Annotated in this window: 17 protein-coding genes; 9 read left to right on the forward strand and 8 right to left on the reverse strand. The window is 63.9% G+C overall.

The genetic code is table 11. The features are described from left to right. The 3 genes from EOD15_RS14225 to EOD15_RS14235 form a co-directional block, all read right to left on the reverse strand. A partial coding sequence (locus tag EOD15_RS14225) for a biotin carboxylase N-terminal domain-containing protein (RefSeq protein WP_281035559.1) occupies positions 1-335 on the reverse strand: 335 nt, incomplete at its 3' end. Between the two features lie 5 nt (positions 336-340). Beyond that, on the reverse strand, positions 341-796 hold the full coding sequence (locus tag EOD15_RS14230) for an acetyl-CoA carboxylase biotin carboxyl carrier protein subunit (RefSeq protein WP_127318265.1): 456 nt from the start codon (positions 794-796) through the stop codon (positions 341-343). 8 nt (positions 797-804) lie between these two features. Continuing rightward, on the reverse strand, positions 805-2007 hold the full coding sequence (locus tag EOD15_RS14235; protein WP_127318267.1) for a pyridoxal phosphate-dependent aminotransferase: 1203 nt from the start codon (positions 2005-2007) through the stop codon (positions 805-807). 204 nt (positions 2008-2211) lie between these two features. Between EOD15_RS14235 and EOD15_RS14240 the strand changes: the two genes are divergently transcribed. Beyond that, positions 2212-3390 (forward strand): FAD-binding oxidoreductase, encoded by a 1179-nt coding sequence (locus EOD15_RS14240; protein WP_127318269.1) that lies wholly within the window; start codon positions 2212-2214, stop codon positions 3388-3390. A gap of 106 nt (positions 3391-3496) precedes the next feature. Further along, positions 3497-4150: a GntR family transcriptional regulator gene (locus EOD15_RS14245; RefSeq protein ID WP_023809526.1), complete on the forward strand. Its 654-nt coding sequence runs from the start codon at positions 3497-3499 to the stop codon at positions 4148-4150. A gap of 46 nt (positions 4151-4196) precedes the next feature. Here the strand turns inward: EOD15_RS14245 and EOD15_RS14250 are convergent, their stop codons facing one another. From EOD15_RS14250 to EOD15_RS14270, 5 genes are all read right to left on the reverse strand, one after another. Then, the gene (locus EOD15_RS14250; RefSeq protein WP_245463670.1) at positions 4197-4661 is read right to left on the reverse strand and encodes a VOC family protein; all 465 of its coding nucleotides are present in this window, start codon (positions 4659-4661) and stop codon (positions 4197-4199) included. A gap of 5 nt (positions 4662-4666) precedes the next feature. After that, the gene (locus EOD15_RS14255; protein WP_127318273.1) at positions 4667-5446 is read right to left on the reverse strand and encodes an SDR family oxidoreductase; all 780 of its coding nucleotides are present in this window, start codon (positions 5444-5446) and stop codon (positions 4667-4669) included. A 94-nt stretch (positions 5447-5540) separates the two neighbouring features. Further along, positions 5541-7019: an aldehyde dehydrogenase gene (locus EOD15_RS14260; protein WP_127318275.1), complete on the reverse strand. Its 1479-nt coding sequence runs from the start codon at positions 7017-7019 to the stop codon at positions 5541-5543. Between the two features lie 8 nt (positions 7020-7027). Continuing rightward, complete coding sequence (locus EOD15_RS14265) at positions 7028-7615, reverse strand: thiamine pyrophosphate-dependent enzyme (RefSeq protein WP_127269711.1); 588 nt, start codon at positions 7613-7615, stop codon at positions 7028-7030. A gap of 5 nt (positions 7616-7620) precedes the next feature. Beyond that, the gene (locus tag EOD15_RS14270; RefSeq protein ID WP_164748823.1) at positions 7621-8133 is read right to left on the reverse strand and encodes a thiamine pyrophosphate-binding protein; all 513 of its coding nucleotides are present in this window, start codon (positions 8131-8133) and stop codon (positions 7621-7623) included. 161 nt (positions 8134-8294) lie between these two features. On the opposite strand from EOD15_RS14270, the gene EOD15_RS14275 reads away from it, so the two are divergent. The 7 genes from EOD15_RS14275 to EOD15_RS14305 all read left to right on the forward strand — a co-directional run. Next, positions 8295-9230, forward strand: a complete 936-nt coding sequence (locus tag EOD15_RS14275) for a LysR substrate-binding domain-containing protein (RefSeq protein ID WP_127267891.1) — start codon at positions 8295-8297, stop codon at positions 9228-9230. A gap of 105 nt (positions 9231-9335) precedes the next feature. After that, positions 9336-10484 carry an acyl-CoA dehydrogenase family protein gene (locus tag EOD15_RS14280; RefSeq protein ID WP_127318277.1) on the forward strand — a complete coding sequence of 383 codons (1149 nt, stop codon included), beginning with the start codon at positions 9336-9338 and terminating at the stop codon, positions 10482-10484. Positions 10485-10493: 9 nt separating this feature from the next. Beyond that, positions 10494-11234 carry an NAD(P)H-dependent oxidoreductase gene (locus EOD15_RS14285; RefSeq protein ID WP_127318279.1) on the forward strand — a complete coding sequence of 247 codons (741 nt, stop codon included), beginning with the start codon at positions 10494-10496 and terminating at the stop codon, positions 11232-11234. Further along, positions 11227-12357 carry a CaiB/BaiF CoA-transferase family protein gene (locus tag EOD15_RS14290; RefSeq protein ID WP_127318281.1) on the forward strand — a complete coding sequence of 377 codons (1131 nt, stop codon included), beginning with the start codon at positions 11227-11229 and terminating at the stop codon, positions 12355-12357. The genes EOD15_RS14285 and EOD15_RS14290 overlap by 8 nt, the downstream gene beginning before the upstream one ends. Positions 12358-12367: 10 nt before the next feature. Then, the gene (locus EOD15_RS14295; RefSeq protein WP_127318283.1) at positions 12368-13210 is read left to right on the forward strand and encodes a MaoC family dehydratase N-terminal domain-containing protein; all 843 of its coding nucleotides are present in this window, start codon (positions 12368-12370) and stop codon (positions 13208-13210) included. Continuing rightward, entirely contained in the window at positions 13204-14016 is an 813-nt protein-coding gene (locus tag EOD15_RS14300) for a CoA ester lyase (RefSeq protein ID WP_127318285.1), read from the forward strand. Before EOD15_RS14295 ends, EOD15_RS14300 begins: the two co-directional genes overlap by 7 nt. Before the next feature lie 25 nt (positions 14017-14041). Then, positions 14042-14618: MmgE/PrpD family protein (locus tag EOD15_RS14305; RefSeq protein WP_148129550.1), on the forward strand; the 577-nt coding region annotated here is incomplete at its 3' end.

Genomic DNA, 14618 nt, shown 5'->3' on the forward strand with positions numbered 1-14618 from the left:
GTGCGGATCGCCGCCGCCGACGGCCCGATGAAGGCAAGGCCGGCATTCTCGACAGCCTCGGCGAAGGCGGCGTTTTCCGAGAGGAAGCCGTAGCCCGGATGGATCGCGCCCGCGCCGGTGAGTTGCGCGGCCGCGATGATCTCGGCGATATTGAGATAGCTCTCCGTCGCGGCAGCCGGCCCGATGCAGATCGCCCTGTCCGCCAGCGCAACATGACGAAGGCTCGCATCCGCTTCCGAGTGCGCCGCCACCGTCTTCAATCCGAGATCGCGGCAGGCGCGCAGGATGCGCAGCGCGATTTCACCGCGGTTGGCGATAAGGACGGTGTCGAACATCGCCGCTAGCCCAAATCTTCGAGAACGAACAGCACATCGCCGGACTGCACCGCGGCATGGTCGTCGAACGCGATCTGGACGATCCGCCCAGCGCGATCGGATTCCACGACATTGAACGTCTTCATGGCTTCGAGGACACCAACCTTCTGCCCTTCCACGACCACATCGCCAACCGAAGCGAGCGGCGGTTCACCTTCGGTGCCGGAGCGGTAGAACACGCCCGTCAGCGGCGCGCGGATCGAATAGCGTGCGATGGGCGGAGATGTCGAAGCCGGATTTGTGAAGATGGCAGGCTCGGTGGCTGGCCCCGACTGCGACGCAGATTGCGCTTGCGACGCGGATTGCGCCGGCGCCATCTGCCTGGACATGCGGATGCGAACGCCATCGCGCTCGATCTCCAGTTCGGCAACGGGCGAACGCGAGACAAATTCGATCAGCTTCTGGACGAAGTCGAGATCCATCGTCGGCACTAGCGCAGCGCTTCGACGGCCTCGGCGATACGCCCGATCGCTTTTTCGATCAGGTCCATCGACGTGGCTATGGAAATGCGGAAATGCGGCGACAGACCGTAGGCTGAGCCCTGCACCACCGCGACCCGCGCCTGATCGAGCAGGTAAAGCGAGAAGTCGTCGTCGCTGCCGATGGGAGTGCCGTCGGGGCGACGACGGCCGATCAGGGCCGAGCAATTGGGATAGAGATAGAAGGCGCCCTCGGGCGTCTGGCAGGTAAGGTCGGGAATCTTGCGCAGCAGCTCCAGAGCGCGGTCGCGCCGAGCCTGGAATTCGAGCGCCCGAGGGCGAAGAAAGTCCTGGGGACCTTCCAGTGCGGCAATGGTCGCGGCCTGCGAGATGGATGACGGGTTCGACGTGCTTTGGCTCTGCACGGTCGCCATGGCGCGGATCAGCGGTTCCGGCCCGCCGGCATAGCCGATCCGCCAGCCGGTCATGGCATAGGCCTTCGACACGCCATTCACTGTCAGCGTACGGTCCTTCAGCCTCGGCTCGACGCCGGCGATGGTATGGAAGGTACGTCCATCGAACAGGATATGCTCGTAGATGTCGTCGGTCAGAACGTGCACATGCGGGTGATCGAGCAACACCCCGGCCAGGCCGGCAAGTTCGTCGGGGCTGTAGACGGCGCCAGTCGGATTGGAAGGCGTGTTGAGCAGCAGCCATTTGGTGCGCCCGGTGATCGCGGCTCGCAGGGCTTGCGGTGTCAGTTTGAAGCCCTGCGCCTCCGTGCAGGGAACGACCACGGGCTTGCCTTCGCCGAGCAGGACGATGTCGGTGTAGGAAACCCAATAGGGCGCGGGGACGACCACCTCGTCACCGGGGGCCAGCGTTGCCAGCAGGGCGTTGTAGATGATCTGCTTTGCGCCACCCGCGACGCTGATTTGCGAAGGCTTGTAGTCGAGGCCGTTCTCGCGCCTGAATTTCCCGCCCACCGCCTTCTTCAGCGCGGCGGTGCCGTCGACCGCCGTATAGCGCGTTTCACCCCTGCGCATCGCCTCGTAGGCCGCCTCGACGATGTGCGGAGGCGTTGGAAAATCCGGCTCGCCGGCGCTCAGGCTGATGACGTCGATGCCGGCCGAGCGCATTTCGATTGCCCGCGCGGTGACCGCCATGCTGGGGCTTGGCTTGATGACGTCGAGACGGGGAGCGATGAGGCCCACGGGAAATCCTCGGCAAGGCTGCCGCGACGTTGCCGGGCAGGTTATATCTGGTACAAATTGGATAATGTATTCTTATTTTCGCGTCAAACCCCTTTTTCTGCGTCGAAGACCGGGTTATGTCTCATTCCAGTGGTGGGTCGATAGAGGAAAGTATCCAACCCTTCATCGCCGCGTATGACATTCGAGATAGGGAACACGATTGGAATGGGCACAAACTATGATGTGGTGATCGTCGGCGGCGGCGTTGTCGGCAGCTCGATCGCCTATTTCCTGTCAGCCAATCCGGATTTCGATGGCAGTATTGCGGTGATCGAGCGGGACCCCTACTACACGGCCTCCTCGTCTTCCTTGTCGACCAGCGCCATCCGCCAGCAGTTCGGCACGGCGCCGAACATCGCCATGTCGAAGTTCAGCATCGACTTCCTGCGCCAGGTAAAGACGCGGCTTGCCATCGGCGACGAGTTGGCCGACATCGGCCTGCATGAGCCCGGTTACCTCGTGCTGGCGACGCCCGAGCGGGCAGACGCGCAACGTGCCAAGAACCGCGTTCAGCGCGGCATGGGCGTCGACGCCGAACTGATCGAGCAGGTCGATCTGGCACGACGCTTCCCGTGGCTCAACACGGACGATCTCGCCCTTGGCTCGCTCGGCCTTGGCAGCGAAGGCTGGTTCGACGGCCCCGGCCTGATGCAGGCCTTCCGCCGAAAGGCGCGCACGCAGGGCGTGGATTATCTTGCCGCGACGGTGACCGGACTGACCATGGCGTCTCCCCAAAAAGTCGGCGAAGTGGTGCTCGACAATGGCGACCGGCTTGCCGCCGGCACGGTGATCAACGCGGCCGGACCATGGAGCGCGGGCATTGCCAGGATGGCTGGCGCCGAACTGCCGGTTGTCCCAAGCAAGCGCTGCGTCTTCGTCTTCGAAACGCCGGCAAGGATCGAAAACTGCCCCTTCGTCTTCGACACGAGCGGCTTCTGGCTGCGGCCGGAAGGCCAGCTCTTCCTGTGCGGTATTCCGCCGGTGCGCGAGAACGAGCCGGACGATTTTGGCCTGGATGTGGATTACGACCTGTTCGACGAGTTGATCTGGCCGGCGCTCGCCCATCGTGTGCCCGGGTTTGAGCAATTGCGGATGCTGCGCGCCTGGGCGGGGCTCTACGAATACAACACCTTCGACCACAGCGGCATCATCGGCCGGCATCCCGAGGTTTCGAACTTTGTCCTGGCTACCGGCTTCAGCGGCCACGGCATGATGCATGCAGCGGCGACCGGGTCGGGCGTCAGTGATCTCATTGCCTATGGCGAGTACCGCTCTGTCGACCTGTCGGCCTTCCGCTACGAACGGATCGCGGGCAATCAACCTATCGAGGAACATGTCTACTGAAGCGAAACGGGCGACATGGCATCGCAGTGACAACGGTGCTATGCGTCCACTTCTTCAATCAAAACGGCGCCAGTCAACAAACACGGCGGCCGCCTCAGGCTGATTCATGCTCGTACAGAAGAAAACCATCTCGACCCAGGTCGCCGATGCCATCAGGCAGAAGATCCTGATCGGCGAATACGAGGCCAACTTTCAGCTGCGGCAGGAGCATCTGGCCACCGAGTTCGGCGTCAGCCGAATTCCGGTGCGAGAGGCGCTGCATCAGCTTCATTCGGAAGGCTTCGTCACGCTGGTTTCGCACAAGGGCGCCGTCGTCACCTCCATTTCCCTGGACGAGATCCTCGAGCTCTACGAATTGCGGGCCCGAATCGAAACATGGCTACTGGCCCTAGCCATTCCAAGGATGACGGAGGCCGACCTCGCTCTGGCCCGGGAGCGTGCAAAGCAGCACCAGGAGCAGGGCAAGACCGGCGAGTATTCGAACCAGCTCAACTGGAACTTCCACGCCGCGCTCTACGCACCGTCCGGCCGCAAGGCGACGATCGAACTGGTCGGGCGCATCTACCAGCAGCTGGAACGCTACACGCGCATGATGGTGACGCTCACCGAGATCCAGGCACAGTCCGACCGCGATCACTGGCAGCTCATCGACCTGTGCGAAGCCAAGGATACGCTGCGCGCCGTCGGCCTTTTGGAAATGCATATCATCACCAGCGGCAAATTCCTGGTCGACCGGCTTGAGGAATTGCGGGGCAGCTGATCAGTCGCCCCGTCTCCTTGTCCAGCCCCAATCCTTCGCGCGAAGATCATTTGCCGGGCAGATTGGTCGCCCTCGTCAGCAGGATCACGCCCGCCTTGTCGGCCGTATCGTAATAGGTGAAGCCGGTGCGGTTTTCCCGGCGCCCGCGCATCAGCACGGGAAGCCCGTCGTCCTGCGCCTTGGCCTCGGCTGCATCCGCATCGCGAACCTCAAAGCCGATATGGAAGACGCCTTCACCCTTGCTATCGAGATGAATCCGCTGCGGTGAAGGATCGCCGTTCGGCTCGCACAGTTGCAGCTGAACGTTCGGCAAGTTGCAAATCCGGTATTGCATCGCCTTGAAACCCTCGGGGCTTGGGACCTGGAGTTCTTCGTATTCGGCCAGCGGCGGATAGGACTCCCATGGCCCGATGCCGATGGAGTCATAATAGGCCTGCGCCTTGTCGATATCGTGCACGACGATACAGATGTGATGCAGCTTGTCGAAATTGCCCATGTCGTCACTCCCCATTCTTCTCACTCCTTGATCGGGACCGTATAGTTCAGAACGCGGCGCCCCCCGTCGGGGTAGATCGTCTCGCCGGTGATGTAGGAAGCGTCGTCGCTGGCCAGGAATGCCACGACCGAGGCGATCTCGGCTGCCGTGCCGAGGCGCCCGAGAGGTGTCCGCGAAAGGACCGCCCGTCGCATTTCTTCCGAGTCGATGAATGTCCCGTCCATGACCATGTCCGTGGCGATGGTGCCCGGCCCGACACCGACCACACGGATGCCGTGGGGGGCGAAGGCGACGGCCGCGGTGCTGGTGACCTGGTTCATGCCGCCCTTGGAGATCGCGTAGGTGGCGACACGTGGGTTGGCGAGGCCCGAATTGATCGACGACATGTTGATGATGACGCCACCTCCACCTTGCGCGATCATCTGGCGGGCTGCGGCCTGGGTGCCCATGAACGCACCTTTGAGATTGACGGCGAGAACCCTGTCGTAGTCCGCCTCGCTGATGTCGAGAAAGTCCTGGACCGGAGCGATGCCGGCATTGTTGACCATGATGTCGACACGGCCGAACTTCGCCACCGCCGCTGCAATCAGCCCATCGACCTGTTCCTTCTTGCTGACATCCGTAACGACCGCCAGGACGCTGTCGGTGGTACCGATTTCAGCGGCACATTTCTTTAGCTCCACGGCATCGATGTCGCCGAGCACGAGCTTCGCGCCTTCGGCCAAAAAGCGTTCCGCGCAAGCGCGTCCGATGCCGCGCGCCGCGCCTGTGACAACCGCCACCTTGCCTGCCTGTCTCATGTCCAATCCTTCGATCATTTGTAAGTCGGCCACCGTCTCAGGGAGCATGGGCCGAGCTTGGCTAGGAATGGGGATTCTCCCACCGAAGCCTAGCCTAGCGGATAACGAAGGGATTGGCGGTCTTGCCGGCGGTGTCTATCCACACCGTCTTGGTCTGCAGATAGGAATTGATGGCATCCTGCCCGCTTTCGCGCCCGATACCGCTCCTCTTGTAGCCGCCGAAGGGCGCCATGTAGGAGACGGCACGGTATGAATTGATCCAGACCATCCCCGCTTCCATCGCGGCCGCGCCGCGCAGCGCCCTGCCCATGTCGCTGGTCCATATTCCCGCCGCCAGCCCATAGGGGCTGTCATTGGCAATGGCGAAGGCCTCGTCCTCGTCGTCAAAGGGGATGACGGACAGGATCGGCCCGAACACCTCCTCACGCGCGATCCGCATGGTGTTGTTCACGCCGGTGAAGATGGTGGGCTCGACGAACCAGCCCTCGGCCAATTCACCCGAGGCCGGCTTGCCGCCGCCCAGCACGCAAAGCGCACCCTCGCGGCGCGCGATGCCGAGATAGGACAGCACCTTCTCGCGCTGGGCTTGCGTGGTGATCGGCCCGACCTGCGTCTCTTGCAGCGCCGGATTGCCCAATCGAGCGCTGGCCGCCAGCGTTATGACGCCTTCCACGAACCGGTCGTGGATTTTGCGATGTACCAGCAGCCGCGAACCCGCGATGCAGGTCTGGCCGCTGGCCGCGAAGATGCCTGAGATCGCGCCGTTGACCGCGCTCTCGATATCGGCGTCGTCGAAGACGATGTTGGCCGATTTGCCGCCGAGCTCCAGCGTGACGGTCTTTAGCTGTTCGGCAGCCGCCCGATAGACCGCGATCCCGCCAGGCTCACCACCGGTGAAGGCGATCTTGGCGACGTCGGGATGAGAGACGAGTGGCGCGCCGACATCAAGCGGCATGCCGGTAACGGTGTTGACCACGCCGGGCGGGAAGCCTGCCCGCGCAAACAGTTTCACGAACTCCAGCGTCGAGGCCGAGGCGTGTTCCGACGGTTTGATGACGACAGTGTTGCCTGCCGCCAGCAGCGGCGCGAGCTTCCATGTCAGGAGTAAAAGCGGCGAATTCCAGGGCATGATCGCTGCAATGACACCCAGCGGCTCGTGGCGGGTGAAAGCGAACATGCCAGCCTTGTCGATCGGCAGCACCGACCCTTCGATCTTGTCGGCTAGACCGCCGAAATAGCGGAACCATTCCGGGATATAGCGCAGCTGTGCCGTCATTTCGGTGAGCAGCTTACCATTGTCGCGCGTCTCGATGGCGGCAATACGATCTGCGTTCTCGTCGATCAGATCGGCCAGCCGCACGAGCAGCTTGCCCCGCGCGGTCGGCGTGATGCCGGCCCATTCCTTCGACCGGAATGCTGCCTTCGCGGACGCCACGGCGGCGTCCACCTGGCTCACTCCTCCACGCGGGATCAGCGCCCAGGGCCTGCCGGTGAACGGATCATGGCTCTCGAATGTATCGGCTGTCGATTGCAACCGACCGCCGACCGTGTTCTGGAAACTGACCAGCGCCATATCGGTCCTCAACAGGTGGCAAAGCCCAGATGGGCGCGAAATCGGTTCTTGACCTCGACCGCGTCGCGCGGCGGCAGCGAGCGCGGCAGGTTCTCGGCGGTGATTTTCAGCACGAAAAGGCGCGGACCGTCGGCCGGGCGCCGAAGTTCTCCACAGAGCATGTCGACCTCCTCCAGCGTACGCAGCTCGGCGGTCTTCGAAAAACCGCAAGCGGCCGCGACCTTGTCGAAACCAATGCCCTTGCCGGTATGGCTGGACTGCATGCCGGTCTCGCCGAAATGCTGATTGTCGAGCACGATCAGGTCGAGATTTTTCGGCCGCGCCACCGAGATCGTCGCCAGCGAACCGAACGCCATGAGCTGTTCGCCATCTCCGGTGATCACCATGACCCGCTTGTCGGGCTGGGCCTGGGCAAGCCCGAGGCCGATCAGCGCAGCACCGCCCATCGCGCCCCAGAGATAGTAGTTGTCGTTGCGGTCGCCGGCGGCATGCACGTCGTAGCTCGGCGAGCCGAGACCGGTCACGACCAGGGCTCCGTCACGGGCGTCAAGCAGCTTCTTCACCGCAACCCGGCGGTCCATCGTCGGCAAATTCATGTCGCTCACCACTTCTTCTTGCCGAGCAGCCGCTGCCCGATCAGCACGGCAATCTGCTGGTCGGCGTCGAAAGCCATCAAGGCTGCCTGCGCCACCGTCTCCACCAGGTCGGGACCGGTTTCGGCGCGCAGCACCCTGAGCCCGATCGCCTTCAGCGACGCCTCCGTCGCCTGCCCCATCGGCACCTGCCACGGGTTGAACTCGGCCCATTCGCCCCGCATCGTCACCAGGACGAGCAAGGGGAAGCGCGCCTGCACGGGAAGCGACAGCATGTTGATGCAATTGCCGACACCGGAGGATTGCATGAGCACGACGCTCCGCTTGCCACCGAGCCAGGAGCCTGCTGCGATGGCGATGCCCTCCTCCTCCGTCGTCAGCACATTGGTGACGACTTCGGGATCCTCACTGAAAAGGCGGATCAATGTGGTATGACCGGCATCCGGCACATAGGACATGTGGCTGATGCCGGCAGCCTTGAGCACCTCATAGACCTGATCCGGCCACTGCCTTTCAGACACGGTCGGAGCGGCGGCAAGCGCTGCTGCTTCCGGAGGTTTCGCTTGTATGCTCGCCGTCACCTTGCATCTCCGAGATATTGGACTGGCATTAGACTAGCGCGCTTGACCGATGCAATCTTCGTCTCTTTCTCGTGATCAGATATAATGGTATTCGATAGCTCATGGAGTTATCGCAGCTACGCACCCTCATCCACGTCGCCGAACTCGGCAGCCTCAGCAAGGCCGCCGACCGGCTGCACATTGCGCAGCCGGCGCTCAGCCGGCAGGTGCGCATGCTGGAGGAGGAATTGGGCTTTGCCCTTTTCCTGCGCCATGGACGCGGCATGGTGCTGTCCGAGCAGGGCAAGGAGGTGCTGGCGCACGCCATGCGCGTGATGGCCGAGATCGACGAGATCCGCGCCACGGCCACGCCCGCCGATGCGCCGCTGACCGGCGAAGTGGCCATCGGCCTGCCGCCCACCGTTGCCGACATTATTTCGCTGCCGCTGGCGGCCGCCTTCGGCAAGGCCCATCCCAAGGCGAAGCTCAGACTTGTCAGCGCCTACACCGGCTATCTGCTGGACTGGATGCACCGCGGCGAGGTGGACGTCGCGGTGCTCTATGACCCGCGCATGGCGCGTTCGCTGCGCTCGCGCCCGCTGCTCCTGGAAAATCTCTTCCTGATCGGACCGCCGGATGCGGGATTTTCAACCGTGCGCGCCGTATCGTTCGCCTCGCTCGCCGGCAAGCGCCTGCTGCTGCCCAGCATCAAGCACGGGCTGCGCATCATCGTCGAACGCTGCGCCACGGATGCCGGCATCACGCTCGATGTCGGCATCGAAGCGGACTCCTATTCGGCGCTGAAGGACCTGGTGCGCAACGGCCATGGCTGGACGATCCTGCCGCTCGCTCCCATCCATGCCGACGTGACTGCCGGGCTGCTCACCGCCGCGCCATTGATCGATCCGGTGCCCGTGCGCCGCCTGATCCTTGCCTACCCGGCGGACCGGCCTGCCTCGCGGCTGGCGCGGTTTGCCGGACAAGCGATAGAGGACATCGCCAAGGATCTTGTCGGGCGGGCCGTCTGGGTCGGCCAACTTCTCGGCCCTCCACCATAAGCATTCGAATTCCGTTATATCTGCTCACGTCCGCTCTGCATTGCTGACAGGGCATGGAGGCGCGATAGTGAGGCCCGCAGCAAGACGAAAACCCGGACAAACCTCATGGAAGCCTATCAGGACATTCGCGATGCCGTCGCCAGGCTGTGCACGCGCTTTCCCGGAGAATACTGGCGCGCACTCGACAGGGACATGGCCTATCCCGGTGACTTCGTCGCAGCGCTGACGCAGGCCGGTTGGCTCTCGATCCTGATCCCGGAGGCATATGGTGGCTCGGGCCTGCCGCTTTCGGCCGCCGCTGCCGTGCTGGAGGAAATCCAGCGCGCCGGCTGCAATGGTGGCGCCTGCCATGCCCAGATGTATACGATGGGCACGCTTCTTCGCCACGGCTCGGAAGCCCAGAAGCAGCGATACCTGCCGAAGATCGCCGCGGGAGAATTGCGCCTGCAGGCATTCGGCGTCACCGAACCGAGCAGCGGCACTGACACCGGCGCGCTCAAGACTACCGCTCGCCTCGACGGCGATCATTTCGTGGTCAAGGGCCAGAAGATCTGGACCAGCCGTGCCGAGCATTCAGATCTGATGCTGCTGCTGGCGCGGACCACGCCGCTCACGAATGGCATGAAGAAGACCGACGGCCTCTCCGTCCTCATCGTCGACATGCGCGAAGCCGTTGGCAACGGCCTCACCATCCGGCCGATCCGCACCATGATGAACCATGCCACCACCGAAGTGTTCTTCGACGATCTGCGCGTGCCGGCCGAAAACCTGATCGGCGAAGAGGGAAAGGGATTCCGCTATATCCTCTCGGGCATGAACGCCGAGCGTATCCTGATATCAGCCGAGTGCATCGGCGATGCGAAATGGTTCATCGAAAAGGCCAGCACCTACGCAAAGGAGCGGCATGTGTTTGGCCGGGCGATCGGCCAGAACCAGGGCATCCAGTTTCCGATCGCAAGGGCCTACGCCAACATGCGCGCGGCCGAACTGATGGTGCGCGAGGCGCTGAGCCTCTACGAGGCCGGCAAGAACCCCGGCGCCGAAGCGAACATGGCCAAGATGCTGGCGGCCGACGCTTCGAACGAAGCCGCCAATGTCTGCATCCAGACTTATGGCGGGTTCGGTTTCGCGGAAGAATACGATGTCGAGCGCAAGTTCCGCGAGACGCGTCTCTATCAGGTCGCGCCGATCTCGACCAACCTCATCCTGTCATACCTTTCCGAGCACGTGCTTGGACTGCCGCGTTCATACTAGGAGTCGTCCGTGAACGTCCTCATCGTCTATGCACACCCGGAAGCAAAATCCTTCAACGGCGCCATGAAGGATCTGGCCGTGGAAACCTTGACCCGCGCAGGCCACGATGTAGTCGTCAGCGACCTCTATGCGATGGGCTTCAATCCTGTCGCAGGGCCGGGCGACGTATCGGGCGAGCGTAACGATCCGGACTTCTTCAGCCTGCCGCGCGAACAGACCGCCGCCTACGAGGCCGGCGCACTCTCGGCTGACATCAGCGCCGAGATCGAAAAGGTGAAGCGGGCGGACTTCGTGCTGTTCCAGTTCCCCGTCTGGTGGTTCGGAATGCCTGCAATGCTCAAGGGCTGGGCCGACCGTGTCTTCGCGCGCGGTTTCGCCTATCTGCCGGGCCGCAAATACGACACCGGCATGTTCAGGGGAAAGCTCGCCATGGTGGCCGCCACCACGGGCACGTCGGCTGACACCTACGCGCCCGATGGCATCGACGGCGACATCCTTACGGTGCTATGGCCGATCCACAATGGTCTGCTGCGCTATTCCGGCTTCGACGTGCTGCCGCCCTTCGTCGCCTACATGCCGGGCCGCGTCGGCGACGATGGCCGCAAGGCCTATCTGGACGCCTACCGCAAGAGGCTCGAGGACATTGATGGCACGCCGCATCTGTTCTTCCACGCCGCCGAGGACTACGGCAAGAACGAGCGGCTGAAGCCTGGTGTGCTGGCGCGCTCGGGAGTGCAGCGCAATGTCTGACGGCGCCCGCCCACTGGAGGGCCTGTTTGTCGTTTCGATCGAGCAGGCCGTCGCCGCTCCGCTCTGCACGGTCCGCCTTGCCGATGCCGGCGCACGCGTCGTGAAGATCGAGCGTCCGGAAGGCGAAACCGCGCGTCATTACGATTCCGCAGTGGAAGGCATGTCGGCTTACTTCGTCTGGCTCAACCGCGGCAAGGAGAGCGCGGTGCTCGACCTGAAGAGTGAGCACGACCTGGCTCTCCTGCACCGGATGGTCGCGCGCGCCGACGTCCTCGTGCAGAATCTCGTGCCGGGCGCCATCGACAGGCTCGGCCTCTCGGCCGATACAATTGCGAAAGAGTTTCCTCGGCTGATAGCCATCAACATCGTCGGCTACGGGCAGGACACGCCCTACGCGGCCATGCGCGCCTACGACATGCTGGTGCAGGCCGAAAGCGGCATCTGCGCCGTTACCGGCACGCCGGACACGCCAAGCAAAATCGGGGTTTCCGCCGCCGACATCGCCACCGGCATGAATGCCCATGCAGCGATCCTCGAAGCCTTGTTGGCGCGCCAGAAGACCGGGCGCGGCCGCATTGTCGAGGTTGCCATGTTCGACGCCATGGCCGACTGGATGACCGTGCCGCTGCTGCACTACGAATATGCGGGCCGCGAGACCCAGAGATATGGCCTGGCGCACGCTTCGATCTACCCCTATCGACCCTATGCCTGTCGGGATGGCAGCGTGGTCGTGTCCATCCAGCAGAACAATGAATGGAAGCGCTTCTGCACGCTCGTGCTGCAAAGGCAGGATCTGTTCGCCGACGAACGCTTCGCCACCAATACCTGGCGGGTGGCCAACCGCACGGCGCTCGACGCCGAGATCGAACCGATCTTCGGGGCAATCGACTGCGACGAGGCCATAAGCCGTCTCGACGAGGCGCAGATCGCCTGGGGCCGGGTGAGTGCAATGCGCGACCTGCCGCACCACAAGGCGCTCCGCCGGACGGAGGTGGCACTGCCGGACGGCAAGCGCATCGCAGTACCCAAGCCGGCAGGGCGGCCGGAGGGATTTGCAACGGTTCCAAGCGTCCCCGCGCTTGGCGCCGATACGGACCGGATCCGGTCCGAATTCGCCGCCTGACGAGGCCCTCATGAGCCTGGACACAAGCACACTGCAGGAATGGGTTGGACGCACGCACGAGGTCGAGGATGTTGTGACCCCGCGCCTGCTGGCCAGCTTTGGCGCCACGCTTGGGGACCACGCGGCGCAGACTGCCGAGGGCGCGGCCGCGCCCGGACTGCATTGGTGCCTGACACCCGATATTGCCGAAATGCGAGAACTCGGACCTGACGGGCACCCGGCCAAAGGCGGCTTCCTGCCCCCGGTGTCGCTTCCACGCCGCATGTGGGCTGCCAGCGATGTGTGTTTCATGGCGCCGATCCGCTCTGGCGACCGCATCCGCCGCCGCTCGACATTGGCCGCCATCGAGGAGAAGCAGGGCCGCACCGGCCCGCTCACCTTCGTCACGGTCCGGCACGACATCGCCAACGATTCCGGTCCGGTCATCGAGGAGGACCAGATCATCGTCTATCGCGGCGCCGAAGCCGCTGCTGCGTCCCCTGCCCCGCCAGCCAATTCGCCCCTGGCCGCATCGCACGAGCGCACGATCGACATCGATCCCGTGCTGCTCTTTCGATATTCCGCGCTGACGTTCAACGGGCATCGCATCCACTACGACGCGCCCTATGCCACGGGGGTCGAGCACTATCCCGGGCTCGTCATCCATGGCCCGCTGCAGGCGACGCTGCTGATGAACTTCGCCGCCGCCATTGTCGGTCAGTCGCCGCGCCGTTTCTCATTCCGCGGCGTCCATCCGGCGACTGGCCCGCAGCGCCTGCTTCTGAGCGCAACATCCCCAGGCCAGGACGGCATGGCTCTCGAGGTGCGGTCGGCCGACGGCCATGCAACAGTGAAAGCCACGGCGCAATGGTGAGCTACGTCACGCCTGTCGTGCCGCTATTCGTGCCGGGCTCACGTCCTGAGCGGTTTGCCAAAGCCGACAGCAGCGGCGCGGACGCAGTCGTTCTAGACCTCGAGGATGCCGTCGCCCCTGGCGACAAGGACCGCGCTCGCGAAGCAATCGTTGCTCGTGCGGCCACACTGAAATCCGCAGTCGTGGTCCGCATCAATGCCGCCGGCACACCCTGGCACAAGGCGGACATCGATGCAGTGCGGCGCCTCGACGGCGTTTCCGTCATGCTGCCCAAGGCCGAGCGCGCGGAAGACATTGCCGGCATGGCCAGGCACATGGCACGCAGCGTTTGCGTCATCGCGCTGGTCGAGAGCGCCGTCGGCCTCGCCAATTTGCCGGACATATTGGCCATGCCCGGCGTCGTTGCCGTCGCCTTCGGCTCGGTCGACTTCTCGCTCGATCTCGGTTGCGCGCATGATCGGCTGACCTTGCTTGCGGCCCGCAACGAAATCGTCTGGCGCTCGCGCGCGGCTGGCCGTGCCGCGCCGATCGACGGCGTAACGACCGACCTGAACAGTCCCGAAATCACCGAGGATGACGCCCGCCACGCCATGAAGATGGGTTTTGGCGGCAAGATGGCCATCCATCCGAGGCAGATCGAGCCAATTCGCAGTGGCTTTCGCCCGAGCGATAATGACATCACATGGGCACGAGACATCGTCGGCGCAGCCTCGTCCGGCGAAGCTAGCCAGGTGAACGGCGAAATGGTGGATCGGCCGGTCATCGAGCGCGCAAGGCAGGTCCTGCGCCGGGCCGCTTTGGTCTAGAGGGCATGCAGGGGAGGAGCAACGGATGAGCCTGGACACCGCCGATTGGCCAACCGCCAGGCTCTGCGCCTTCATTGCCGAACTCGACTTCGAACAGATCCCGCCGCGCGTCGTTCATTTCGCGCAAGGACTGATGATCGACTGGCTCGGCTCGGCGCTGGCCGGCAAGGGCGCGCACCAGGTCGAGATGATCGACGGCTTTGCGCGTGCCATGGGGCCGGCGGACGGCCCAAGCACCATCATCCCGACGCGGCGGCGCACAAGCCCCTACTTCGCAGCGATGGTCAATGCGGCGGCCTCCCATGTCGTGGAACAGGACGACGTTCACAACGGCTCGGTCTTTCACCCGGCGGCGGTGATCTTTCCGGCCGTTTTGGCGGTTGCGGAGGCTGAGGGGAAGACCGGCCGCGACATCCTGACTGCCTGCATCGCCGGCTATGAAGTGGGCATCCGCGTCGGAGAATTCCTCGGACGCTCGCACTACGAGATATTCCACACCACCGGCACGGCTGGCGCAGTGGCAGCAGCCGCGGCGGTCGGCAGGTTGATCGGGTTGGACGCAGCCGGGCTCAACCATGCTGTCGGCTCGGCCGGTACGCAGG

The sequence above is a fragment of the Mesorhizobium sp. M7A.T.Ca.US.000.02.2.1 genome, assembly GCF_003996995.1.
In the GTDB taxonomy this organism is placed as follows: Bacteria; Pseudomonadota; Alphaproteobacteria; order Rhizobiales; family Rhizobiaceae; genus Mesorhizobium.

What these genes read in the sequence shown, in the direction of transcription:
- EOD15_RS14290 (WP_127318281.1), top strand. Translation starts at nt 11,227, where the DNA reads ATGTCTGACGGCGCCCGCCCACTGGAGGGCCTGTTTGTCGTTTCGATC.
- EOD15_RS14255 (WP_127318273.1), bottom strand. Translation starts at nt 5,446, where the DNA reads ATGAGACAGGCAGGCAAGGTGGCGGTTGTCACAGGCGCGGCGCGCGGC.
- EOD15_RS14240 (WP_127318269.1), top strand. Translation starts at nt 2,212, where the DNA reads ATGGGCACAAACTATGATGTGGTGATCGTCGGCGGCGGCGTTGTCGGC.
- EOD15_RS14250 (WP_245463670.1), bottom strand. Translation starts at nt 4,661, where the DNA reads ATGGGGAGTGACGACATGGGCAATTTCGACAAGCTGCATCACATCTGT.
- EOD15_RS14245 (WP_023809526.1), top strand. Translation starts at nt 3,497, where the DNA reads ATGCTCGTACAGAAGAAAACCATCTCGACCCAGGTCGCCGATGCCATC.
- EOD15_RS14295 (WP_127318283.1), top strand. Translation starts at nt 12,368, where the DNA reads ATGAGCCTGGACACAAGCACACTGCAGGAATGGGTTGGACGCACGCAC.
- EOD15_RS14230 (WP_127318265.1), bottom strand. Translation starts at nt 796, where the DNA reads ATGGATCTCGACTTCGTCCAGAAGCTGATCGAATTTGTCTCGCGTTCG.
- EOD15_RS14300 (WP_127318285.1), top strand. Translation starts at nt 13,204, where the DNA reads ATGGTGAGCTACGTCACGCCTGTCGTGCCGCTATTCGTGCCGGGCTCA.
- EOD15_RS14280 (WP_127318277.1), top strand. Translation starts at nt 9,336, where the DNA reads ATGGAAGCCTATCAGGACATTCGCGATGCCGTCGCCAGGCTGTGCACG.
- EOD15_RS14275 (WP_127267891.1), top strand. Translation starts at nt 8,295, where the DNA reads ATGGAGTTATCGCAGCTACGCACCCTCATCCACGTCGCCGAACTCGGC.
- EOD15_RS14260 (WP_127318275.1), bottom strand. Translation starts at nt 7,019, where the DNA reads ATGGCGCTGGTCAGTTTCCAGAACACGGTCGGCGGTCGGTTGCAATCG.
- EOD15_RS14265 (WP_127269711.1), bottom strand. Translation starts at nt 7,615, where the DNA reads ATGAATTTGCCGACGATGGACCGCCGGGTTGCGGTGAAGAAGCTGCTT.